This window comes from Clostridium sp., assembly GCF_032552055.1.
In the GTDB taxonomy this organism is placed as follows: Bacteria; Bacillota; Clostridia; order Clostridiales; family Clostridiaceae; genus Clostridium.
Window position 1 is genome coordinate 1 of record NZ_JAWGSV010000003.1, and the last position, 23,324, is coordinate 23,324.

General features: G+C 29.2%; 21 protein-coding genes. 15 read left to right on the plus strand and 6 right to left on the minus strand.

Annotated features, from left to right (window positions below; all coding sequences use genetic code 11):
* Positions 1 to 276 precede the first annotated feature (276 nt).
* Both E6248_RS00550 and carB read left to right on the plus strand, forming a co-directional pair.
* Entirely contained in the window at positions 277 to 1,326 is a 1,050-nt protein-coding gene (locus E6248_RS00550) for a carbamoyl phosphate synthase small subunit (RefSeq protein WP_316338901.1), read from the plus strand.
* A gap of 13 nt (positions 1,327 to 1,339) precedes the next feature.
* Positions 1,340 to 4,549 carry a carbamoyl-phosphate synthase large subunit gene (gene carB, locus E6248_RS00555; protein WP_316338902.1) on the plus strand — a complete coding sequence of 1,070 codons (3,210 nt, stop codon included), beginning with the start codon at positions 1,340 to 1,342 and terminating at the stop codon, positions 4,547 to 4,549.
* Between the two features lie 88 nt (positions 4,550 to 4,637).
* On the opposite strand, the gene E6248_RS16380 is transcribed toward carB, so the two are convergent.
* Positions 4,638 to 4,847, minus strand: coding sequence for a type II CAAX prenyl endopeptidase Rce1 family protein (locus E6248_RS16380; RefSeq protein ID WP_396335115.1), 210 nt, complete (start codon positions 4,845 to 4,847; stop codon positions 4,638 to 4,640).
* Positions 4,848 to 4,864: 17 nt separating this feature from the next.
* Here E6248_RS16380 and E6248_RS00560 point away from each other — a divergent pair, with 17 nt between their 5' ends.
* A complete protein-coding gene (locus E6248_RS00560; protein WP_316338903.1) occupies positions 4,865 to 5,161 on the plus strand; it encodes a hypothetical protein in 297 nt (98 codons plus the stop codon).
* A 27-nt stretch (positions 5,162 to 5,188) separates the two neighbouring features.
* Here the strand turns inward: E6248_RS00560 and E6248_RS00565 are convergent, their stop codons facing one another.
* From E6248_RS00565 to E6248_RS00575, 3 genes are all read right to left on the minus strand, one after another.
* Positions 5,189 to 5,878: a hypothetical protein gene (locus E6248_RS00565; protein WP_316338904.1), complete on the minus strand. Its 690-nt coding sequence runs from the start codon at positions 5,876 to 5,878 to the stop codon at positions 5,189 to 5,191.
* 51 nt (positions 5,879 to 5,929) lie between these two features.
* Positions 5,930 to 7,189, minus strand: a complete 1,260-nt coding sequence (locus E6248_RS00570; RefSeq protein ID WP_316338905.1) for an ATP-binding protein — start codon at positions 7,187 to 7,189, stop codon at positions 5,930 to 5,932.
* Positions 7,190 to 7,349: 160 nt separating this feature from the next.
* A complete protein-coding gene (locus E6248_RS00575; RefSeq protein WP_316338906.1) occupies positions 7,350 to 7,787 on the minus strand; it encodes a GNAT family N-acetyltransferase in 438 nt (145 codons plus the stop codon).
* A 582-nt stretch (positions 7,788 to 8,369) separates the two neighbouring features.
* Here E6248_RS00575 and E6248_RS00580 point away from each other — a divergent pair.
* The 7 genes from E6248_RS00580 (at position 8,370) to E6248_RS00610 (ending at position 15,292) form a co-directional block, all read left to right on the plus strand.
* Positions 8,370 to 9,263, plus strand: a complete 894-nt coding sequence (locus E6248_RS00580; RefSeq protein WP_316338907.1) for an ROK family protein — start codon at positions 8,370 to 8,372, stop codon at positions 9,261 to 9,263.
* A 104-nt stretch (positions 9,264 to 9,367) separates the two neighbouring features.
* Positions 9,368 to 10,096 (plus strand): MurR/RpiR family transcriptional regulator, encoded by a 729-nt coding sequence (locus E6248_RS00585; RefSeq protein WP_316338908.1) that lies wholly within the window; start codon positions 9,368 to 9,370, stop codon positions 10,094 to 10,096.
* A 219-nt stretch (positions 10,097 to 10,315) separates the two neighbouring features.
* Positions 10,316 to 11,776 carry a glycoside hydrolase family 1 protein gene (locus E6248_RS00590; RefSeq protein ID WP_316338909.1) on the plus strand — a complete coding sequence of 487 codons (1,461 nt, stop codon included), beginning with the start codon at positions 10,316 to 10,318 and terminating at the stop codon, positions 11,774 to 11,776.
* Entirely contained in the window at positions 11,773 to 12,075 is a 303-nt protein-coding gene (locus E6248_RS00595; protein ID WP_316338910.1) for a PTS sugar transporter subunit IIB, read from the plus strand. Before E6248_RS00590 ends, E6248_RS00595 begins: the two co-directional genes overlap by 4 nt.
* Positions 12,076 to 12,118: 43 nt before the next feature.
* Positions 12,119 to 13,465, plus strand: coding sequence for a PTS sugar transporter subunit IIC (locus tag E6248_RS00600; RefSeq protein WP_316338911.1), 1,347 nt, complete (start codon positions 12,119 to 12,121; stop codon positions 13,463 to 13,465).
* Positions 13,466 to 13,488: 23 nt separating this feature from the next.
* Entirely contained in the window at positions 13,489 to 13,803 is a 315-nt protein-coding gene (locus tag E6248_RS00605; protein ID WP_316338912.1) for a PTS lactose/cellobiose transporter subunit IIA, read from the plus strand.
* 79 nt (positions 13,804 to 13,882) lie between these two features.
* Positions 13,883 to 15,292 (plus strand): glycoside hydrolase family 1 protein, encoded by a 1,410-nt coding sequence (locus E6248_RS00610; RefSeq protein WP_316338913.1) that lies wholly within the window; start codon positions 13,883 to 13,885, stop codon positions 15,290 to 15,292.
* A gap of 112 nt (positions 15,293 to 15,404) precedes the next feature.
* Here E6248_RS00610 and E6248_RS00615 read toward each other — a convergent pair whose 3' ends face one another.
* The gene (locus tag E6248_RS00615; protein ID WP_316338914.1) at positions 15,405 to 17,300 is read right to left on the minus strand and encodes a glutamine synthetase; all 1,896 of its coding nucleotides are present in this window, start codon (positions 17,298 to 17,300) and stop codon (positions 15,405 to 15,407) included.
* A 314-nt stretch (positions 17,301 to 17,614) separates the two neighbouring features.
* Positions 17,615 to 19,372 (minus strand): MutS-related protein, encoded by a 1,758-nt coding sequence (locus E6248_RS00620; protein ID WP_316338915.1) that lies wholly within the window; start codon positions 19,370 to 19,372, stop codon positions 17,615 to 17,617.
* 281 nt (positions 19,373 to 19,653) lie between these two features.
* Between E6248_RS00620 and murI the strand changes: the two genes are divergently transcribed.
* From murI to E6248_RS00645, 5 genes are all read left to right on the plus strand, one after another.
* On the plus strand, positions 19,654 to 20,427 hold the full coding sequence (gene murI, locus E6248_RS00625) for a glutamate racemase (RefSeq protein WP_316338916.1): 774 nt from the start codon (positions 19,654 to 19,656) through the stop codon (positions 20,425 to 20,427).
* Positions 20,428 to 20,678: 251 nt separating this feature from the next.
* Positions 20,679 to 20,948: an STAS-like domain-containing protein gene (locus tag E6248_RS00630; RefSeq protein ID WP_316338917.1), complete on the plus strand. Its 270-nt coding sequence runs from the start codon at positions 20,679 to 20,681 to the stop codon at positions 20,946 to 20,948.
* 436 nt (positions 20,949 to 21,384) lie between these two features.
* Positions 21,385 to 21,909 carry a peptidylprolyl isomerase gene (locus E6248_RS00635; RefSeq protein ID WP_316338918.1) on the plus strand — a complete coding sequence of 175 codons (525 nt, stop codon included), beginning with the start codon at positions 21,385 to 21,387 and terminating at the stop codon, positions 21,907 to 21,909.
* Between the two features lie 40 nt (positions 21,910 to 21,949).
* Positions 21,950 to 22,315, plus strand: a complete 366-nt coding sequence (locus E6248_RS00640) for a DUF3783 domain-containing protein (RefSeq protein WP_316338919.1) — start codon at positions 21,950 to 21,952, stop codon at positions 22,313 to 22,315.
* A gap of 3 nt (positions 22,316 to 22,318) precedes the next feature.
* Complete coding sequence (locus tag E6248_RS00645; protein WP_316338920.1) at positions 22,319 to 23,011, plus strand: helix-turn-helix domain-containing protein; 693 nt, start codon at positions 22,319 to 22,321, stop codon at positions 23,009 to 23,011.
* Positions 23,012 to 23,324 lie beyond the last annotated feature (313 nt).

Sequence of the window (23,324 nt, forward strand, 5' to 3'; positions counted from 1 at the left end):
GAATAAGAATTTTATAAATTATATCAAGTTAAAAAGTACACTTTAAATTGGTCCAGAGAGGCCAGAAAGGGAGTATATCAATATGTTATATTTAAATTCACAAAATAATTGCATAGCTATGTCAGTAAGGACATTTTCTAATACTGATATTAAATATATAAGGATAGTAGGGAGAAAACTATAATTTGTTGTCTCCTTAGTATCCTTTTGTTTTAGATAAGTAGGCTTTTATAAGGTGTATTTTTAGCTAAATAGTTAATTTAAGGAGGGCTAAATATGAAAGCAAAGTTAATATTAGAGAATGGTATGATATTTGAAGGCAAAGCCTTTGGACACCTAAAAGATAGTATAGGTGAGGTAGTATTTACTACAGGTATGACAGGCTATCAAGAGGTTTTAACTGATCCATCATATTATGGACAAATAGTAACAATGACTTACCCATTAATAGGTAATTATGGAATAAATTTAGAGGATATGGAATCTAAGACACCTAAGGTCAGAGGATTTATAGTAAGAGAAAAATGTAATTTCCCAAATAACTTTAGATGTGAAATGGATCTTGAAAGCTATCTAAAGCAAAACAAGATAATAGGTTTAGAAGGAATTGATACTAGAGCATTAACTAAGGTTCTAAGAAATCATGGAACTATGAAAGGTATGATTAGCTTAGAAGAACTTTCATTAGAAGATGTTAAAGAAAGAGTTGAAGGTTTCTCAAACAAAGATGCAGTAAGTATAGTTAGTACTAAAGAAAAGTACACTGTAGAAGGTACTGGAAAACATGTTGCAATAATTGACTTTGGAATTAAAGAAAATATAATAAGAAACTTTAAGGCTAGAGGATGTAAATTAACAGTATTCCCAATGAATGCTACAGCAGAAGAAGTTTTAGAAGTAAATCCAGACTTAGTATTCTTATCTAATGGCCCTGGAGATCCAGAAGATTTAGGAGAAGTAATAGAAAATATAAAGGAACTAGTAGGAAAGAAACCTATAGTAGGAATATGTTTAGGACATCAATTATTAGCATTAACTTTAGGTGGAACTACTACAAAATTAAAGTTTGGACACAGAGGATGCAACCATCCAGTTAAAGACTTAGAAGAAAACAAAGTTCATATAACATCACAAAATCACGGATATGTAGTTGAAACACTACCTAAAGATGTAGTAGCTACACATGTAAATATAAATGATGGAACTATAGAAGGTATGAAGCATAGTACTCTTCCGATTTTCTCAGTTCAATTCCATCCAGAGGCTGCAGCAGGTCCAAAGGATAGCGAGTATATATTTGATAAGTTTTTAAAGTATGCACTATAGGAGGGGTTAGGATATGCCATTAAATAAGGATATTAAAAAAGTTTTAGTTATAGGATCAGGTCCAATAGTGATAGGACAAGCAGCTGAATTCGATTATTCAGGAACTCAAGCTTGCCAAGCACTTAAGGAAGAAGGAATAGAAGTAGTATTAGTTAACTCAAATCCAGCAACTATCATGACTGATGCAGAAGTTGCAGATAAGATATATATAGAACCATTAACAATAGAGTTTTTAGAAAAAGTAATTGCTAAGGAAAAACCAGATAGTATGATTACAGGAATGGGTGGTCAAACAGGACTTAACTTAGCAGTTGAATTATATGAAGCTGGAATATTAGATAAGTATAATGTAAAAGTTATTGGAACATCTATTCAATCTATTAAGGAAGGTGAAGATAGAGAGCTTTTCAGAAATATGATGAATAGAATAAATGAACCAGTTATTCAAAGTGAAATAATAACTGAAATGGAAGCTGGAATTAAGTATGCAAATGAAATAGGTTATCCAGTAATAGTTAGACCAGCTTACACACTAGGAGGAACTGGTGGTGGAATAGCTGATAATGAAGCAGAGCTTAGAGAAATATTAGCTTCAGGATTACAGTTAAGTACTATAGGACAAGTTTTATTAGAAAAGTCAGTTAAGGGATGGAAAGAAGTAGAGTACGAAGTAATGAGAGACTCTTATGGAAACTGTATAACTGTATGTAATATGGAAAATATAGATCCAGTTGGTATTCATACAGGAGATAGTATAGTTGTAGCTCCATCACAAACATTATCAGATAAAGAGTATCAAATGCTTAGAACTTCAGCAATTAATATAATAAATGCTGTAGGAATTGAAGGTGGATGTAACGTACAATTTGCATTAAATCCAAATTCATTTGAATATGCAGTAATAGAAATTAATCCAAGAGTTTCAAGATCATCAGCTTTAGCATCTAAGGCAACTGGTTATCCAATAGCTAAGCTTGCAGCAAAGATAGCTTTAGGATATGGATTAGATGAAATAAAAAATGCAGTTACTCAAAAGACATATGCTTGCTTTGAGCCAACTTTAGATTATGTGGTAGTTAAGATTCCAAAGTGGCCTTTTGATAAGTTCTTTACAGCAGATAGAGCTTTAGGAACTAAGATGATGGCAACAGGAGAAATAATGGCTATAGGAGCAAACCTAGAAGCTGCACTATTAAAGGGTATAAGAAGTTTAGAAATAGGAAAATATTCTTTAGATCATCCAAAGTTTAAGGAATTAAGTATTCAAGAGTTAAAATCAATAGTAGTTAAGCCAGATGATGAAAGATTATTCGCCTTAGCTGAAATGATTAGAAGAGATTATAGAATAGAAAGTATTGCTAAGATAACTGGAATAGATATATTCTTCTTAGAAAAGTTCAAATGGATAATTCATGAAGAAACTAGATTAAAGTTAAGCAAAATAGAAGATTTAGATAAAGAATGGTTATTAAACTTAAAGAAAAAAGGATTCTCAGATAAGGCTATAGCAGATATGCTTAGAGTTAGCCCAGAAGACGTTTATAGACTAAGATCTATATGGAATATTAAGCCTGCATATAAGATGGTTGATACTTGTGGAGGAGAATTCGAAGCTTTATCACCATACTACTATTCAACTTATGAGCAATATGATGAAGTAGAAGTATCTAATAATAAGAAGGTAATAGTTATAGGATCAGGTCCAATTAGAATAGGACAAGGTATTGAATTCGACTATGCTTCAGTTCACTGTGTAAAATCATTAAAGAAAATGGGTATAGAAACTATAATAGTAAATAATAATCCAGAAACAGTAAGTACAGACTTTAATATTTCTGATAAATTATATTTCGAACCATTAACAGAAGAAGATGTACTAAATATAATTGAAAAGGAAAATCCAGATGGAGTTATACTTCAATTTGGTGGTCAAACAGCTATTAAGCTTGCAAACTTCTTAAAGGAAAAGGGGATAAAGACTTTAGGAACTACTGCAGATCAAATAGATATGGCTGAAGATAGAGAAAAGTTTGATGAATTATTAGAAAATCTAGGGATCGATAGACCAAAAGGTAAAGGGGTTTGGAATATAGAAGAAGGTTTAGAAGAGGCTAGAAGATTAGGCTTCCCAGTATTAGTTAGACCTTCATACGTTTTAGGGGGACAAGGTATGGAAATAACTCATGATGAAGATGAGTTAAAGTACTACTTAAAGAATGCTTTTGCGAAGGATAAGAAAAATCCAATATTAGTAGATAAATATTTAATGGGTAGAGAAATAGAAGTAGATGCTATATCTGATGGAGAAGAAATATTAATCCCAGGAGTTATGGAACATCTAGAAAGAGCTGGAGTTCACTCAGGAGACTCAGTTACTATGTATCCTAGCCAAAATATAAGCAAGGAAATCAAAGATAAGGTATTAGATTATACTAAGAAATTAGCAGTTGCTATAGGAATAAAGGGAATGATAAACATTCAATTTATAGAGTTTGAAGGAGAACTTTATATAATAGAAGTTAACCCAAGAGCTTCAAGGACTGTTCCTTATATAAGTAAGGTAAGTAAAGTTCCAATAGTAGACTTAGCTACAAAGGTAATGCTTGGACATAAGTTAAAAGATTTAGGCTATGGAGTAGATATATACAAGGAGCCAGATTTAGTATCTGTTAAAGTTCCAGTATTCTCAACTCAAAAGCTTCCAAAGGTTGAAGTGTCTTTAGGACCTGAAATGAAGTCTACAGGAGAAGTTTTAGGAGTAGGTAGAAATATTCAAGAAGCTTTATTCAAAGGCTTTGTAGGGGGAAGTATGTATCCTTCAAATAAGAAAGGTAAGATATTAGCAACTATCAAAAAGCATGATAAACAAGAATTCTTACCAATAGCTAAGATGTTAGCAAGTACTGGTTACAAGTTTGTTGCAACAGAAGGAACAGCTAAGCTTTTAAGAGAAGCTGATATTGAAGTTGAAGTAGTTAGAAAGTTACATGAAGATGCACCAAATATCTTAGATGTAATTAAGAATAAAGAAGTTGACTTAGTAGTTAATACTCCAACTAAGGGAAATGACTCTAAGAGAGATGGATTTATAATAAGAAGAGCTGCTGTAGAGAGAAATATCGGTGTAATAACAGCTTTAGATACACTAAGAGCTATTGCAGAAGTGAAGTCTCTAGGTATTGAAGGAAAAGACTTAGAAGTATATGATATAGCAGCAGAATAGAAAAATAATTCTATAGGGGATAAGAAAATTACTAATTGATAAAGATGGAGTTCAGGTATGTATCTGAGCTCCTTTTTTCTATATTACATTAAAAAAAGTTATATAATCCGTGAAATATTATTGATGGGGTTAAAGATTTAGAGCAAGTATATAATTTGCCTAGAAGATAACTTAATAAAAGAGGTAATAATGCAGATTTTAAGCTATAAGTTACATAATTAGAAATTATAAATATAAAAATTTTACCAAAAGTATTGACTTTGAACGTGTGTTCGGTTAATATAATTATAGAACTTATGTTTGGTTGGAGGGGTTATGATGAATAATGATATTTTTGTAAAATTAAATTATGAAACAATTGGAGAATTTAAGAGCTTAATAATAGATAGACAACATAAAGATTATGATAATAATAAATATATGATTTGCACAGGAAAATACGATAAGAATGGATGGACATTTATATTTAAGGCAAACAGTTTAAAAGAAGCTGAAGAGTTTATAAATAGAAACTCTATAAAGAAAAGAAACATAATTAGTAAAAGAAGAAGAATAGAAGACAACATTTCACTTATTAATAGTGATAAAATACATATTCCAGCATGGATATAAAATAAAGGCTCAGTCACCCCTGAGCCTTTATTTTTCTTTAACTACATAATTTTCAAATTCAGATAATATCAAATCATAATTGCCATATAGTAAAGTAAGATTTTCTTCACTAGCATTTTTATAAAAATCTAAGTAAGTATCTTGGCCATATTTTTCTACTAGAAATCTTGTAAATGCTCCTGATAACGGGTAAGTATAAAAACAACCATCTTTATCTACTTCTTGATGGAATCTTTCAGAATCGAATAATACATCCTTTATATCGAATTTTTTATTTGATGCAAAATACAAATTGGCCCATTCATAATGAGTTTTACGTACAGACTCTCCATTAATCATATTTACCCAGTATTCTTCTGTAAATTCTGCAAATCCTTCTCGTATAAAGCTAGAATCAGGTCGCCCCATATATAGATAAGATAATATATGAGCAAGCTCATGATTGCCTATACATTTAATTTTTTCATTATAGACAAAATGTAGTTCGTTAGGTTCTCTAGCGAAACCGTTACATGGATCATTATCACCATAGGCAGCTCCCACATCCTCTGGCTTATCATAAACAAACAACTTTAATTTAAAATCAATTTTTCTATTGAAAAAAAACTCGAAAAATTTGTAGGATTTTTCATGTTCTATAATAATACTTTTTAAATCTGAATCTGATAATTCATCGTAATAGTATATATCAAAGAAATTATTTTTAGTATGCCTCATGCTTACCCCCATATTAGCCCAATATAATTTTAATTATTATCAGTTAAAGATTTAATTATCCAATATATAAGGTAGCTTTATAGTAAATGTAGTTAAATCATGATTACTATTTACATAAATACTTCCATCATTATTACTAATTATTTCTTTAACTATATGCAATCCAAACCCATTATCTCCATGATTATTTTGCTTAGTAGAAAAGCCTTCATCAAAAATCTTATCAATAATCTTATCGTTTATTTTTGGACCATTATTTTGTATATCAATTACTAAATGATTATAATTATAATAACTTTTAATCATTAGTAATCCACGTCCATTTAAGGCTTCTATAGAATTTCTAATAATATTAGAAATTACTTTTTGAAGTTCTAGCTCTCCTATAGTTATACTTTCTAAATTAGCATTCTCATCTATTAGAACATCAACATCTTTTAAATCAGTTGAATTAACTATTTGAGATATAATAGATGTTTCTGATGATAAGACTTTAACCTGAGAAGATATATCATTTCCGGCTATTATTCCTTTAAGTAAGTCTCCTAATTTTTCGTAGTTTCCCATTAAATAAGCTCCATATAAATATGAAATTTGAGATCCGTAATCATGTTTTATTTTTTTTAGTTCATTAACCTTCTTTTCTAATTCTCTATTTAACCTATGTATTTCGTTTGATTTTTTATCTAAACCATCAAAGTAAAGAGTTATAGAGATTAGGAAGAGTCCAAGGAAAATAAAAATTATTTGTTTAAATAGTGGATTATCTTTAGCATTGTAGATGAATAAAAATGATATTACAAAATCTAATACTAATGTTGTAATGATTAAAGTGAGTGTGGACGAGATTCTTGATTTAATAATTAAATTCATCTTGTAAATAAATTTCATATTTCTTAAAACTAAATATGAAATTATAAATTGAGGAATAAACATTACTACTATATTTGCATATGCTACATCCATATTTGTGTTATTAATTAAGAATATAAATAGAGAAAAGGACACAATTACACTTATACCTATTATTAAGTAAACTATACTAAATCCTATAAGTGAACCGAGCTTATCACTTCTATAAAGTAATAACATTATAAAAGTTAATTGAAATATATGAATTGTTATTATTGCCAAGCTAGAGTTTCCTATTAACTTAGTTATGAATGTCATTACAATCCACATTATAATTATAGATGTAAATAGTTGTCCTTTATCTTTTTTATATTCATTTTTAACACAATAATTTGCTGAAACAATAAACATAATGCTTTGTAAAATAGTGTTTATTGTATCAATTAATCCTGCGTACATATTATTTCATTCCTTTATCTGTATATATTTCAATATATATTAAATACAACCATATTATACAGTAACTCGATATGTACTGCTATAAAATTATACTAGTTTTACAAAAATATATCGAATATTTGAAAAAATAATTCTTTTTTTAGGATAATTTATGAAATTCTTAAAGATTTTTCTTAAAAAGATAACTGATTTTATTAAAATGCATCCTTTCTTCATAAAATTTATGTGCTTTTGGTCTCTGTAAGCCAGAAGAGAGAGAGAGTATTTCACAGCCATTTTTTCTACCTATATTTTCAACATAAGAAAGGAGTTTTTCTCCATAACCTTTAGATCTTTTATTTTCATCTGTTATTAAGTCATCAACCCAAATATGTTTACCTGAATGAAGGTTTGTACATATAGTAAAACCTATAATAGCAACAATTTCATTATTTTCTAGTAATGAAATCATCCTATAACCATCATTATGAATTAATTTAACAAGTTGAAGATACTTGTCTTCATTTAAATCTGTTCTTAGCTGCTTTACTACTTTAAAGGCATCTCTCCATTGATTTTCTTCTAATAATTCTTTTATTTCTATTTTTACTTCTTCCATTTTATTACCTCCCATAAAATTGATTTAAATTACTAATAATAAATAAGGTAGTAGGTTTTCCTTTATTAACTTACTTAATTAGAGTTAATTACTGATAAGGCCTTAGAAAAATTGTTCTTATGAACATATATGTAGTATTCATATACATAATTAGGATTCTATCCCAATCTACCTATAAAAGACCTAACACTTCCAGGAAATCTTGATGAGTTTCTATTTACAATGCGAGAATCGTATTTAATCCCATTTTGGGATAGAATGCTTCTAATATTAGAAAATCGATCTACGGAAAAACCGTAATAAAGTTCTTTTCTATTCCATAAAGCTATCATTAAAGTCACTCCTTTAAAATGATATTTATAATATCTTAACATTTATTTACATATATTACCATATAATAAGATACTATTTTTAAATATTTGGTTATATTGATGTTAAATAAAACAATATGTTTCTAATAAAAAATAAATTACCAAATTATTAGAAATGTAACTGAAGTGTAAAAATCACTGCAAATGCTTATATAGTATGGTACTTTTAAAATATTAAACTAGAGGATATTATTAAAAGGAGAGAAAAGAAATGGGTGAATATAAATTAGGAATTGATATTGGTGGAACATTTATAAAATATGGGATTATAGATAAAGATTTCAATATTATTGATAAATGGAAGGTGAAGTCAATAAGATTTGAATCAAAAGATGATTTTTATGATTACTTATGTGAGAATATGGGGGAATTAAATAAAGTCGATTATATAGGAATAAGTGCACCTGGGCTCATAGATAAGCATTCTAATGTTAAATCATACGCAGCACCAAATGTATGTGTTATGTATGGAACAAATATAAATAAAGAGGTATCTAGTAGAACAGGTAAAAAGGTATTTTCTATTAATGATGCTAAATCAGCAGGCCTTTGCGAACTTAAATTAGGGAATGCTAAGGGAAGTGTGTCATCAGCATTTTTGATTTTAGGGACAGGCACCGGTGGCTGTGTTTGTAATGAAAAAGGTGTAGTATATGGAAAGGACGCTTTTGCAGGTGAATTTCATCATCTTCCCTTTATGAATTTAAAAACTAATAAAATTGATAGATTAGGTGAATATTCTTCCATTACAGCATTACTAAGGCTATATAATAGTAAAGTGGATAGAAATAACAAAGTAGAATTAGGAATTGAAGTTTGTAATAAATATAATGATGGAGATAATATTGCAGAAAAAGTTATGCAGGAATGGATTGATAATATAGTGATATCATTAATAACTATAGTAACATTTTATAATCCAGAAATTATTTGTATAGGAGGGGGAATCTCAGAAGAAGGATGGTTTATAAACTTAGTAAATGAAAAATTTAAACTTGCATGTGAAGAGTATTTGGGGGCTGATATAATTACAACAGAAATAAAAGGATGTAAATATAACAATGATGCAAATATTCTAGGCTCAATTATTAATATAAATAATTAACTCAATATTTATTAAATTACTGATTTATATGGTATATTTATGTAAAATTATTTATAATGAATTTGTAAACGATTATTTTAAGCTAAAGAGTGGGGTGATGCTATATGTTTAACTATGAAGTTATTCAAAGTTTAAATGAATTAGAGCTTTCTCTATACAGTTATATCATGAAAAATAGTAAAAAAGTCATGTATATGAGAATAAGAGAGTTAGCAGAGGAGGCACATGTATCTACTACAACAATACTAAGATTTTGTAAGAAATTAAAATGTGATGGCTTTTCTGAATTTAAGATAAGATTCAAAATCTATATAGAAGAAGAAAATATACAAAAAATTAATGATGATACGTCTGAGATAATTAATTTTTTAAAAGGTATAGAGAATAGTGACTTAGAGGAAAGGTTAGACAAGTTATGTTCTATGGTAAAAAATGCTAGTACAGTTATTTTTATTGGTATAGGATCTTCAGGGATACTTGGAAAGTATGCAGCAAGATATTTTTCATCAATTGGTAAATTTACAGTTCATATTGATGATCCATTTTTTCCAACAAATTTTAGGTACTTTGAAAATTGCCTAGCAATTGCATTATCAGTGTCTGGAGAAACTCCAACTACTATTGATAATGTAACTAGAATAAAAGAAAATGGATCTACGGTAGTTAGTATAACCAATTCGGAAGACTGCACTATCGCTAAGATTTCTGATTTAAATTTATCATATTATGTTCAACAGGTTAAAGTTGGAGAAAGCGATATAACTACTCAACTCCCTGTTTTATATATGATAGAAAAAATAGGCAAAAAACTATATAACGAATACAGGATATAATGGGAATAAAATAAAAAATAAATTAAAAAAATCTATGAAATAAAGATATAACTAGGTTTATTTCATAGATTTTTTTCTTTTTTTTGAAAAACACAGTGTTATTTTTATGTGTCAAATTATTAGTAAGGGAACATGTTTTTTTATGTTTTTAAAATAGTTACAAACGTTTTCTTTAATTGTATAATGAGCTCATAGAGCAAGAAGTAAGGAGATGAAAAAATGAAATATAAAAAGTTAGATAATTTTAGGGAAGACTTTCTTTGGGGATCAGCATCTGCAGCATACCAAGTTGAAGGTGGATGGAACTCAGATGGAAAGGGTCCAAGTATATGGGATGTTTATACTAAGATACCTGGAACGACCTTTAAAGGAACTAACGGAGATATAGCAGTAGATCATTATAATAGATATAAAGAAGATGTTAGCCTAATGGTAGAAATGGGACTCAAAGCATATAGATTTTCTATTTCATGGAGTCGTATATATCCTGAAGGCAAAGGTGAAGTAAATGAAGAAGGACTAAGGTTTTACGACGATCTAATTGATGAATTACTAAAGAATAATATAAAGCCAATAATAACAATATATCATTGGGATTTACCTCAAAGACTACAGGACTTATATGGCGGATGGGAATCTAAAGAGATAATTGAAGATTTTAATAATTACTGTGTAACTCTTTATAAAAGATATGGGGATAGGGTTAAGTATTGGGTTACATTAAATGAACAAAATGTGTTTATAGGCTTGGGGTATATGTCAGCATTACATCCACCAGGAGTAAAAGATCAAAAAAGAATGTTACAAGCGAACCATATAGCAAACTTAGCAAATGCTAAAGCAATAGAATCCTTTAGACAATACGTACCTAATGGAATGATTGGTCCAAGCTTTGCTTTTTCACCAGTATATCCTTTTAGTTGTAAGCCAGAGGATGTATTAGCAGCAGAAAATTCAGAGGATATGAATTGTAGCTGGTGGCTAGATGTTTATTGCAGAGGAACATATCCGTCCTTCTCATTAAAAAATTATGAAAAACTTGGAATAGCCCCAGTGATAGAAGATTCAGAATTAGAACTATTGGAAAAAGGAAAGCCAGATTTTATAGGAATAAATTATTATAGGACTTCTACAGTAGAAATGAACCCACTTGATGGAGTTGGAGCTGAGTATGAAATGAATAACTCTGGAGAGAAAGGAACTCAGAAGGAAAGTGGAATTCCAGGAGTATATAAAAATGTGAAAAATCCAAATCTTGAAAGTACAAATTGGGATTGGGAAATAGATTCTACTGGACTTAGAATTGGACTTAGAAGATTAACAGATAAATATGGATTACCAATATTAATAACAGAAAATGGACTTGGGGAATTCGATAAGATTGAAGAAGGCGATATTATAAATGATGATTATAGAATAGATTATTTAAATAGGCATATAAGAGCTTGTCGTGAAGCTGTGACAGATGGTGTTGAGCTATTAGGTTACTGTACATGGTCTTTTACTGACTTATTAAGTTGGCTTAACGGATATCAGAAGAGATATGGATTTATATATGTAAATAGAGATGAAGATGATACAAAAGATCTTAGACGTATAAAGAAGAAAAGTTTTTATTGGTATAAAGAAGTGATAAAGAATAATGGAGAAAATATTAAATTGAGGAGTGAATTATTATGAAGAAAATTTTATTAGTTTGTGCAGCTGGGATGTCAACAAGTTTGTTAGTAAATAAAATGAAAGAGGCAGCAGTGAAAAGAGGTATTGAAATAGAGATTGATGCTTTACCAGTTTCTGAGTGCTCTAGCGTTATAGATAGTGTAGATATAGTATTATTAGGGCCTCAAGTTCGTTTCCAAAAGCCGCAAGTAGATGCATTAGTATCAGGAAGAATACCTGTAGAAGTGATAGATATGAGACAATATGGAAGAATGGATGGAGAGTCTATATTAGAAAGTGCATTGGCTAAGATTTCTTAATCTTAGCTTAATGATATAAAAATATTTTAAGGAGGAATTATTTATGAATTTTATGGACAGTTTCCAAGCTGGAATTGAAAGAGTTTTGGTTCCAATTGCAACTAAGCTTAATGCCCAAAGGCATATCTGTGCAGTAAGAGATGCGTTTATTTTAACCTTCCCTCTTACTATGGCAGGATCACTTATGATATTACTTAATTTTGTTTTATTATCGCCAGACGGATTCTTAGCAAGGATATTTAAGCTTGGTGAGATTTTCCCTAATTTAGCTGATTATCAAGCGATATTCAGCCCAGTTCTAAAGGGGTCAGTTGATATATTAGCAATACTTATAGTATTTCTAATAGCTAGAAACCTTGCAAAAATACTAAAAGCTGATGATTTATTGACAGGATTAACAGCTATTTCAGTGTATTTTATAATCTACCCAGATTATGTTGCAGTAGATAGCGTCAACCATCTTTCTACAAAATATATGGGAGCGCAAGGTTTATTCGTAGCTATTATTGTTGGATTACTAGTTGGTGAATTAATGTCTAAATTATCAAAAACAAGCAAGCTAGAAATTAAAATGCCACCACAAGTTCCACCAGCAGTAGCAAGAACTTTTAAGGTTTTACTACCTATTATGATTGTAACAATTTCTTTCGCTATTATCAACTTCATTATTAAGCAGATCGCTCCAGGTGGATTACATGAAATAGTATATGATGTGATTCAAGGTCCATTAACTAAACTTGGAAGCAATGTAGGTTCAGTAGTTGTATTTGCTTTAGTTTCTCAATTATTATGGGTTATGGGTATACATGGGCCAAATACAGTAGCAGCAGTTAGAGACACAATGTTTGCGGAAGCTAATAATGCTAACTTAGCATATGTTGCAGCAAATGGATCAGCATGGGGAGCTCCATTCCCAGTAACTTGGGGTGGAATGAATGATGCCTTTGCTAATTATGGTGGTTCAGGCTGTACATTAGGTTTAATTATTGCAATATTTATATTTAGTAAAGCAAAAGATCATAGAAGTATTGCAAAGCTTTCTCTTGCACCAGGATTATTTAATATAAATGAATCAATTATATTTGGTTTACCAATAGTATTAAATCCAATATATATTATTCCGTTTATAATTACACCAGTTGTAAACGTGCTAATTGGTTATACAGCAGTGGTAATATTAAAAATTATACCACCTGTAGCTTATTCAGTTCCATGGACAACGCCAGGACCTTTGATACCTTTCTTAGGAACTGGAGGAACGGAATTTATGGCATTAGTAGTGGGGTTTGTGTGCTTAGCAGTTAGTGTATTAATATACTCTCCTTTTGTAATTGCAGCAAGTAAATCGGCACAAAAGCAGGCAGAGCAAGAAAATGCCGTCCAATTATAGATATTAATATAGGAGATTTAACTATGGAAGAAATAGAATTAGTAGCATTTGAAATAATCAGCAATGTAGGAATGGCAAAATCCTTAGCTGTTGAAGCATTAAGGGATGTTAGAAATAACAATTATGATGAAGCAAAATCTAAAATTAAGGAATCTGGTGAATATTTAATTAATGGACATCACGCTCATGCTTCACTAATTCAACAAGAAGCTGCAGGCAAAAGGGTTGATTTTTCATTAATAATAATGCACGCAGAGGATCAACTGATGAGTGCAGAGACAATTAAGTGTCTTGCAGAAGAAATGATAGAAATGTACAAGGATTTAAAGAATAATTAATAATAAGGGTAGCTTATATTTTCATTATAGGCTACCTGATTTTACAAATTAGATCTAGTAGTGGAGGAATATTAAGGATATGAAACATAGATTTAAAGAGGGGTTTTACTGGGGAACAGCTATTTCAGCGTTACAAACCGAGGGAACACATCAGGGAGATGGAAAGAGTGATACGACATTTGATGTTTGGTTTAAGAAAGACCCAGAAAGGTTTTTTAACGGAGAAGGAAATAAAATAGCTGTAGATTTTTATCATATGTATAAGGAAGATATAAGATTTATGAAAGAAATGAATCACAACTCATTTAGATTCTCTATAGCATGGTCTAGGTTAATTCCTAATGGAGATGGTGAAATAAATCAAATGGCAGTAGATTATTATAATGACTTAATTAATGAGCTTATTAGCAATGGAATAGAGCCCTTTATATGTTTGTTTCACTTTGATATGCCATGGTGTATGCAAGAGAAGGGTGGATGGGAATCACTTGAAGTAGTAGATAAGTATGTGGAGTATGCAGAAGTAGCATTTAGATTATTTGGAGACAGGGTTAAGAAGTGGTTTACTCATAATGAACCTATAGTACCTATTGAGGGATCATATCTTTATGGATTCCATTATCCTATAATAAATGATTTTAAGAGGGGGATAAAGGCTACATATTATACGATTTTATCTAACTCTAAAGCAATTAAAAGATTTAAAGAGTTAAGAGTGGAGGGAGTATTATCTCATGATAGTACTATTGGGGCCATATTAAGTATGTCTCCGGTTTATCCAAGGGATGAAAGTAATATGGAAGATGCAAAAGCAGCAGACATATGTAAGTTGTTTTTTACAAATAGTTTCTTAGATCCTATGGTAAAAGGTTGTTTTAATAAGGATTTAATAAATATTTTAAGAGAATACGACTTGTTAGATAAGTTTTACAATGAAAAAGAGTTAGAACTCATTAATGATAATACTATAGAATTTTTAGGCTTTAATTATTATTTCCCAAGAAGGGTTAAAGCAAAGAAAGAAAAAAGTAAAGGCGAAGTGAAAACACCAGAATATTTCTTTGATAACTATGTAATGCCAAATAGGAAGTTTAACAAGGATAGAGGATGGGAGGTATATCCCAAGGGAATATATGATTTACTTATGCTTCTAAAGGAAGAGTATAATAATATACCTGTATATATCTCTGAAAACGGAATAGGAAGGCATAATGGTGATAAAGAGGATATGGATGAGAATGGCTTTATTAATGATGATACAAGAATAGATTTTATTAAAGATCATTTAGAATGGATTTGGAAGGCACAAGAGGAAGGATCTAATGTATGTGGTTATCATATGTGGTCATTAATGGATAATTGGTCCATGTCTAATGCTTTTAAGAATAAATATGGTTTTTTACATGTAGATAGAGAAAATGGATTAAAAAGAAGCATGAAAAAGAGTGGATATTGGTTTGCAGAAGTAAGTAAAAATAATGAATTTTAAATTGGATTCCCCCAATGAAATTTTCAATAAATTTTAAGGACAGTATATTTAATCAAATATACTGTCCTTTTATACTAATTTTCTGGTCCCTTTGAGACTAGAAAACTTCTATTTATATATCTAATAGGTTCTTAGTGTAGTTACTATAAAGATCTCTAAGATTTTTCATACTATCTTCTAATTCAAGAAGTAGATTAGATGCTAGTGCATAATCCTTATTTGAAATTGCTTCTTTAGTACGAGTAAATAGACTCTTAGTAGTATAAGTATCCTTCATTATATAGTGTCTTAGATTATTGATAGTCATCCAGTTAGATATATCTAGATCTAAAGCATTTACTGAATGAAGTTGTTTAAAGCTTCTTACTTCAGCTGCATGATTTAAAATAATTCTGTGGATTATATCAGTTGTCCATCTTTGAGTTATAGCTAATTTAAAGCTGTTTATAATGCTATCGCTAAATACATCATTTCTTCTTAAGACTTCTAACTTTTCAGGGTATTTATCTAATTGAATTAAGTTTTCGTAAACTGTAGCAGGAGCCTTACCGAAGAATTCATCTCTTTCTTCATCAGTGAAGAACTCAAATACATCTTCTTCAGTTCTGTATGCTCTAGATTTTTCTAAGTAATCTGCATCTTCTCCAGGTTTCTTAGATAATTCAGCTAAAAGTTCTTCTTCAGTTTTATTATTTTCAAGGGCATATATTATTCCATCTAACATGGCCATATAAGAAACAGATATAGCTAAATAAATATTAGAATGTGGATTTGGAGATCTAAGCTCAAATCTAGTAGCCATAGGATTTATTAAATCTCTAATTAATCCAATAAGTATAGTTCTATTTCTTGATGGATTTTCTGGAGACATACCAAGTGAAGTTACTATACAAATAGGAGCTTCAAATCCAGGCTTTAATCTCTTAAAGGCTCCATTAGTAGAAGAGATAAATGGATTCATTATTTCATAGTTCTTTAAAATCCCCATTATTGCGCCATAACCTATAGTGCTTAAGAAATCTTCCTTTGTAGCATGGAATAAGTTGATTCTTTTTCCGTTCTTAAGTTTTAAACTCACTCCAAGATGAACGTGCATACCTGATCCAGCTACCCCATCAATAGGTTTAGCTTTAAAGGAAACATCTAATCCATGTCTTCTAAAGGTTTCTTGAGTAAGTATTTTAACAAAAATTTCATTGTCAGCAGCTTGTGCAGCATCTGAATATTTCCAGTCTATTTCAAGCTGTTCCATTATATGATTGAATTGTCCGTTACTATCTAATTGAGACTTAACTCCACCAACTTCCTTATGACCCATTTCAGGTTCAAATCCATAAGCTTCCATTAGTAGAAGAGTTTCTTCTAAAGCTGTTCTAACTATTCCTTTAGTTCTTGTCCAATATTGTTCTTGCATAACTTCAGATGTAGATAATTCCTCTATATGTGCTTGTTCATTAGGTGTCTTAACCCAGAATTCTAATTCTGTAGCTGAAGTTGTTACTATTTCATCTATATCATCAAAAGTTATATTAAATGGTTTTAAAGTATTAGGATTATTCTTGAATATATTTAGAAGAGTTGACTTAAATGTCTTAACAGATGAGTTAAGAATATTTCTTGAACATACAGGTTTATTATTGTGAATCAAAAATGAAGGGATTCTAAGAGTACCAATAGGTTTATTTGTAGAAATATCTATATGATCATAATTATAATCAACAAACCAATTAGCATTTTTATCTGCTACCATATCTACTTTTGCGTCGTTTAGTGTAGCTATTCCAGGAAGTACAACTGATGATCCATCTGTTTGAATGGCAACACCATTTAAGAATGAATCTATATCATCTAAAAATAACTTTGCAGGAATTTTTTCATCGGTATCATTACCTGATAAATCGATACCTACTATAGATACGAATTTTATTTCAGGATGATCATTAAAAATTTTAAATAAGTCTTCTTTATTATGTAGCGATTTTGGAATTGTATAAATTAAATCTTTCATAAAAAAGCTTTCTTGCCGAAAAATAGCAAGAAAAAATTCACTTCCTTTCTGTGTATAATCGAATAATTAGATAAAAATTGCAATGCAATATTCGTAATACTGAGTAATTTATAAAGAAATTCTATTATATATTAAGGTATGATGTCAATAATTAAATTAGTATTTTTTGATTCTTTTGGAAAATTTATTTTATAATAATATATAGAATTATTAACACTTTAAGGCTATACTTAGATAACCTTAACAAAATATAACATTGATTTAAAATAGTTAGTAAATTTTTAAAGGTGCTGTTTGCAAAGCAGCACCTTTAATCATAGTTTTTTATTTGAAATTGATTTAAGTGAATTTGATAATATATCTTCAGGATAGCCTAAAAAAGATAATAATTTTAGAGCGTTTCCTGTGTTACATATGCCTTCTTTAAGCAGGTAGTCAAAAACTAATCCTTCTTCTTCATCTATACCTTCACAGAAGTAATATCTCAAATATTTTTCATTGCAACTCTCAGCTAATTCTAAATCATGAGTAGCTACTATTGATAGAGCATTCCTATCCATAATATATTTTAATATCTCCTTAGAAGCAGCTATTCTCTCAATAGGATTAGTACCTTTAAATATTTCATCAATTATACAAAAGGCAGGTACGTCTTCTTCTAAAGAATTAAGTATCCTAAGAACAGACTTACATTCCTCTAAATAATAACTAGCACCAGATAAAATATTATCTGAGAGGCTTAAAGAAGACATTACTCTAAAGAAGGAAGCTTCATATTTATTAGAATAGCATGTATATATAGTTTGAGATAATAGTATGTTTATTGCTATAGTTCTCATAAATGTAGATTTACCAGACATATTTGACCCAGTCAATATAATACCTTGATTTAAAATAGAAATACTATTAGGCACCCCATTTTCTAATAAAGGATGATTAATATTTTCTACAGATAAGGCTTTATCGTTATTATCAACAAAGTGAGGTAAACAATAGTAGGGAAGCCTATTCCTAAAGGAAGCTATAGAAACATAAGCTTCTAGAGTTCCAACTAAAGAGTATAACTCAATAAGATTTTGTCTATTTTCTTTAATAATATTTATTACTGAATAATAAGAACGTATCCTAGTCAAAAATAAAGCATTTATAGTTTCTATAAAAATATCTAATTCACTTTGAGAATATATAAATTTAGTTTTAGAATCTATCTTTGATAATGGTGCTACTTTTTCGCTAATTAGTGAAACATAATCCTTCAATATTGGATTATCAATCTTAGATAGTTCTTTGGCTGCTCTAATAAAGTTACCTAAGTATTGAAGAGAAGATAACTCATATTCTATTTCAGCTGCACTCCTCATTGAAATAAACATATATATAGCAAAAATAACAAAGAAAGTAGGTATTTGATTAGCACCAAAAAGTATAAAACATACTACAGCTATAACTGAAGAAATAGCAAGAAGGTTATATAGTAGAGTTTTTCCCTTATTAGGTGTGGCATCTGTATTGAATAAATTGAATACTTCTCCTTTTCTTTGTCTTCCTAAGTTAGATAGTATTTGTTGAATATGACCTCTTAAAGAAGGATCTTCATTTATAAGATTAATTATTTCGTTTCTCTTTTTAAGTTCATCCTTAGAGACTTTAGGAGTTCTTAAAAGATAATATAACATCTGTTCTCCAGGAGTTGATGAACATATACTTATTTTTTTTAGGATTTCATCTAGGTTTAGGTCATCTGCAGTTTGATCGTCTATATTATGAAAGTTTTTTTCTTTTAAGATATCAGGACCAAATTCATAATAAAATTTATGGATTTTTTCGAAATCAAATTTATTATCATAAGCCTCTGGCCAAGAATGTAATAGATATTCTATTTCTTGAAGTCTTTTTGATTTATCAAATAGTTTAGAAGCTATTATAACGATTAGGACAAATAATACTATACCTATTTGATAAGCTCGTCCACCTATTGTAGGACCAATTTTAAAGGTTATATAAATTATAAGTACAGCTAAAATTGCTGAGATTAAAGTAGATACTTTGTAAAAAGATAAATTTTTTTTCATTAGAAACCTCCAAAGTTTATATGGAAATAGCATTTATGTTATAGTAATGAATAGAATGTTATTAAATAATTAATATGTAATATATTTCTATTTATTATATCATATAAGAAGGCACAAATATATATGTTGAAATAAGCATTCTACCTTTGATTACGTTATTTTATATTTAATATAATAATACTGCTATTAATTGAAAAATATATATGTTAATAAATTTATGGATTTATACTACATTAAGGTATAAAATAAAAAGTAGAATTAAAGAAAATGGAGTGAGATAATTGGACAATAAGAATAGGCCAATAGGTTTTTTTGATTCAGGCGTAGGTGGATTAAGTGTAATGAGAGAAGCTTTAAAAATTATGCCTAATGAGGATTATATATATTTTGGAGATTCTAAAAATGCTCCATACGGAATAAAAAGTGTAGAAGAAGTTAGGGAGTTAACTTTTAGAGCTGTTGAATTCTTACTTAATAAAGGAGTTAAGGGGATTGCAGTAGCTTGTAATACTGCTACTAGTGCAGCAGTTGCTGATTTAAGGAAGATGTATCCTGACTTACCTCTAGTAGGTATAGAACCAGCATTAAAGCCAGCAGTTGAGTCTGTAAATGATGGAAGCATATTGATTATGGCTACACCTATGACTTTAAAAGAAGCAAAGTTTAATAGATTAATGAAAAAATATGAGGATAGAGCAGATATAGTACCTGTACCTTGTCCTGGTCTTATGGAGTTTATAGAAGAAGGAAAACTTCATGGGGAAGAGGTAGAGCAGTATTTATTAGATAAGGTAAATACATATAAGAAGGGAAAAATATCATCTATAGTGCTTGGATGTACACATTATCCATTTATAGAACCATTATTATCTAAGATAGTTGGTGAAGATACTGTAATTATAGATGGAGGATTGGGTACAGCGAAAGAGTTAAAAAGAAGGTTAAATGAAAAAGAGTTACTTACCGATTCAACTGAAGTAGGAAAGGTTGAAATTATTAATTCTTTAGATAAGGAAGAAATAATAGATTTAAGCTATAGACTATTAGAGCTATAGAATTTATTTAAAGGATATGAAATATTGATAGATTGAAATTTATTGGCCCCTAATTATTTCAATGATTAGTGGGCTTTATATTATAGATTTTTGGTGATTAGGAGCTCTTTTGTTTTAACTTTGAGAAAGGTTTTGTAAAATAAATTCAAAAAAGTTGTTAAATTGTTGACAAAAAACCAATAGGTTGATATATTATAATAAAGAGTAAATTTTCAGAATATTTGAATAAGTTTTATGGTAGGGGGATATTTATGGATATTAAGATTAAAAATGTAATTGGGGAAGATGTAACTATTGAAGATGCTATACTTTTAAGAGAAATGATAAGAAATAGCATAAATCTTGGTGTAACTTTAGATTTTGAAGGATTTAGAAGAGTTCCAACTACTTTCTTAAATTTATTATTAGGAGATTTAATTAATAGTTTTGGAAGAGACTTCATTTTTAAGCAAATTAATGTTAAAAATTTATCAAACTATACAGATTATTCAAGGGTTGTTCTTGGAACTACCTTTCAATAAAGATGTTATTATTAATTATAAAATAGTATTTAGTGAAAATTATAATAAGGTATAAATAGTTATTCTTAATGTATAGGCGTAAGCCTTCTACAACTATTTGTGCCTTATTAATGCTATTTGATAAAAGTAATTTATTTTTAAATTGTATAATGAAAATTTAATCTTTTAAGAAGGGTTTATTTAAATTTAGCAATAAAATAATGTAGTATAATGACTTCTAATAAGTTAAGTAGCTAGACTTTTAGTATATAAGAGATTAGTGAGCTTTAATATTAGAAGTTTATTTTTTAGCTATATTTTAACTAAATAAATTATATATATGAAAATATCTATAAATAAGATATAATTACCATTATAGATAACTTATTATTAAAGTGAATTTATGTTAATAAATATGACAATAATAAGAGATGATTTATTTTGAAAGGAGACTATTATGAAAAATCCAATAGTGACAATAAATATGGAAAATGGAGGAGTTATAAAAGCTGAATTATATCCAGAAGTAGCTCCAAATACAGTGAAGAATTTTATTAGTTTAATTAATAAAGGATTCTATGATGGAGTAATATTCCACAGAGTAATTCCAGGTTTTATGATTCAAGGGGGATGCCCAGACGGTAATGGAATGGGTGGCCCTGGATATAGCATCAAAGGAGAATTTACTAGAAATGGTTTTAAAAATGATCTAAAACATTCTAGAGGAGTGCTTTCAATGGCAAGAACTATGGTTCATGATTCAGCAGGAAGTCAATTCTTTATTATGGTTCAAGATTCACCACACTTAGACAATCAATATGCTGCATTTGGTAAAGTTATAGAAGGTATGGAAGTGGCTGATGGAATAGTTAAGGCTCAAAGAGACTATAATGATAAGCCATTTGAAGATCAAAAAATGGTGAAAGTTACTGTAGATACTTTTGGAGAAACTTATGATGAACCTGAAAAGGTATCAAGATAATAAAGGGATATAAAGAATATTAGTTTATGGGAGAGATAGTATGCTTAGTGGAAATAAGAGTATTTTAGTATTTAATGCTCCTTTGGAAGAAATAAATATTTTAAAGGAGAGTGGACTGAAAGTTATTGAAGTTTCAACTGAAATGACAGAAATGAAGATTTCTGATATTTTAGGTGGACTAAGGTTTGAGACAGTAACCAATAACATAGTAGATGAAACAGTTATTCTATTTAATGACTTTTCAGACGAAGAAATTAGTCAAATTATAGCAAGTATTAGACAAAGATTTAAAGGTGGAATATTTGCTGTCGTAACTCCTACTTCAATAGAATGGAAATTTAATTACCTAGTAGAACATTTAATTGAAGAAAGAGAGTGGTATTTGAAGAATCAGAAAGGAAGATAAGCTTTGAGTAGAGTTGGTGACAAGATAAAGGAAGCTAGACTTAAAGAAGGTTTAAGTCAAAAAGCTTTAGGAAAAAAACTTGGAGTTGCTGAAAAGTTTATAAATGAAGTTGAACTTGGAAGAAGAATAGCTAATGAAGCTTTTATTGAAAAAGTATCTAAACTATTAAAGACAGATTTAAATGATGTTAGCATGGTAGTAACTGATGAGGCTCTACAAGAGGAAAGAAAAGTTTTAAAAGAAACAAATTCCTTTAAATCTTCTAAAGCTCCAAAAAGCCTTGGCAAGGAAGATGAAGTTTGGACTAATGCATTTTCATCAGTTTTAAAAAATGTACCTATTTATGATTATTCACTTAAGAATAATAAGGGTTATAAGGAACTTCCAATTCACTCTAATAAAATAGATGGATTTGCACAGGATAAGGTATTATATCTAGAAGTTCAAGATGATGAAATGTCTGGCTTTAGAATGTTAAAGGGAGATTTAGCATTTGCTTCATTATCAAAAGAAACTAGTAATAATGGAATTTATCTAGTTGAATATAATGGGAAAAGAGCTATAAGACAAGTAAAGCTATTAGGAAATTCAAAAGCTTTATTAGTTAGTAATGGAGGAAGCCTTCTAACTGAAACTGTAAACTTAAACGAAATATCTGTAATAGCTAAGTTAGAAAGATTAGAAATAAAACTATAAAATATTATAGATAAATAGGCTGTTGATAAATTATCAACAGCTTTTAATTTTAAGATAAGTTAGTAATCAGGTATAAAGTCTCATTTTAGAGGGGTAATCTGATGATATAGGAAATAATTTGTTTAAAATTAATAGAATAAAGAGTGCTTCTGTTGATAAATAGAGGTGCTCTTTATTTTTATTGTGGATAAATTTTGCCTCTAGATTATAAATCTATATTTAAGTAGCAATATTATCTATCTTATTTTTGTATCTAAAGAATATTTTTCTCACCATAAGCTTACTTTTCATATATTGATATAAATGGCTTTTA

What these genes read in the sequence shown, in the direction of transcription:
- E6248_RS00575 (WP_316338906.1), bottom strand. Translation starts at nt 7,787, where the DNA reads ATGGAAGAAGTAAAAATAGAAATAAAAGAATTATTAGAAGAAAATCAA.
- E6248_RS00635 (WP_316338918.1), top strand. Translation starts at nt 21,385, where the DNA reads ATGAAAAATCCAATAGTGACAATAAATATGGAAAATGGAGGAGTTATA.
- E6248_RS00615 (WP_316338914.1), bottom strand. Translation starts at nt 17,300, where the DNA reads ATGAAAGATTTAATTTATACAATTCCAAAATCGCTACATAATAAAGAA.
- E6248_RS00570 (WP_316338905.1), bottom strand. Translation starts at nt 7,189, where the DNA reads ATGTACGCAGGATTAATTGATACAATAAACACTATTTTACAAAGCATT.
- E6248_RS00640 (WP_316338919.1), top strand. Translation starts at nt 21,950, where the DNA reads ATGCTTAGTGGAAATAAGAGTATTTTAGTATTTAATGCTCCTTTGGAA.
- E6248_RS00580 (WP_316338907.1), top strand. Translation starts at nt 8,370, where the DNA reads ATGGGTGAATATAAATTAGGAATTGATATTGGTGGAACATTTATAAAA.
- E6248_RS00605 (WP_316338912.1), top strand. Translation starts at nt 13,489, where the DNA reads ATGGAAGAAATAGAATTAGTAGCATTTGAAATAATCAGCAATGTAGGA.
- E6248_RS00560 (WP_316338903.1), top strand. Translation starts at nt 4,865, where the DNA reads ATGATGAATAATGATATTTTTGTAAAATTAAATTATGAAACAATTGGA.
- E6248_RS00630 (WP_316338917.1), top strand. Translation starts at nt 20,679, where the DNA reads ATGGATATTAAGATTAAAAATGTAATTGGGGAAGATGTAACTATTGAA.
- E6248_RS00590 (WP_316338909.1), top strand. Translation starts at nt 10,316, where the DNA reads ATGAAATATAAAAAGTTAGATAATTTTAGGGAAGACTTTCTTTGGGGA.
- E6248_RS00600 (WP_316338911.1), top strand. Translation starts at nt 12,119, where the DNA reads ATGAATTTTATGGACAGTTTCCAAGCTGGAATTGAAAGAGTTTTGGTT.
- E6248_RS00595 (WP_316338910.1), top strand. Translation starts at nt 11,773, where the DNA reads ATGAAGAAAATTTTATTAGTTTGTGCAGCTGGGATGTCAACAAGTTTG.
- E6248_RS00610 (WP_316338913.1), top strand. Translation starts at nt 13,883, where the DNA reads ATGAAACATAGATTTAAAGAGGGGTTTTACTGGGGAACAGCTATTTCA.
- E6248_RS00585 (WP_316338908.1), top strand. Translation starts at nt 9,368, where the DNA reads ATGTTTAACTATGAAGTTATTCAAAGTTTAAATGAATTAGAGCTTTCT.
- E6248_RS00620 (WP_316338915.1), bottom strand. Translation starts at nt 19,372, where the DNA reads ATGAAAAAAAATTTATCTTTTTACAAAGTATCTACTTTAATCTCAGCA.
- carB (WP_316338902.1), top strand. Translation starts at nt 1,340, where the DNA reads ATGCCATTAAATAAGGATATTAAAAAAGTTTTAGTTATAGGATCAGGT.
- E6248_RS00550 (WP_316338901.1), top strand. Translation starts at nt 277, where the DNA reads ATGAAAGCAAAGTTAATATTAGAGAATGGTATGATATTTGAAGGCAAA.
- E6248_RS00565 (WP_316338904.1), bottom strand. Translation starts at nt 5,878, where the DNA reads ATGAGGCATACTAAAAATAATTTCTTTGATATATACTATTACGATGAA.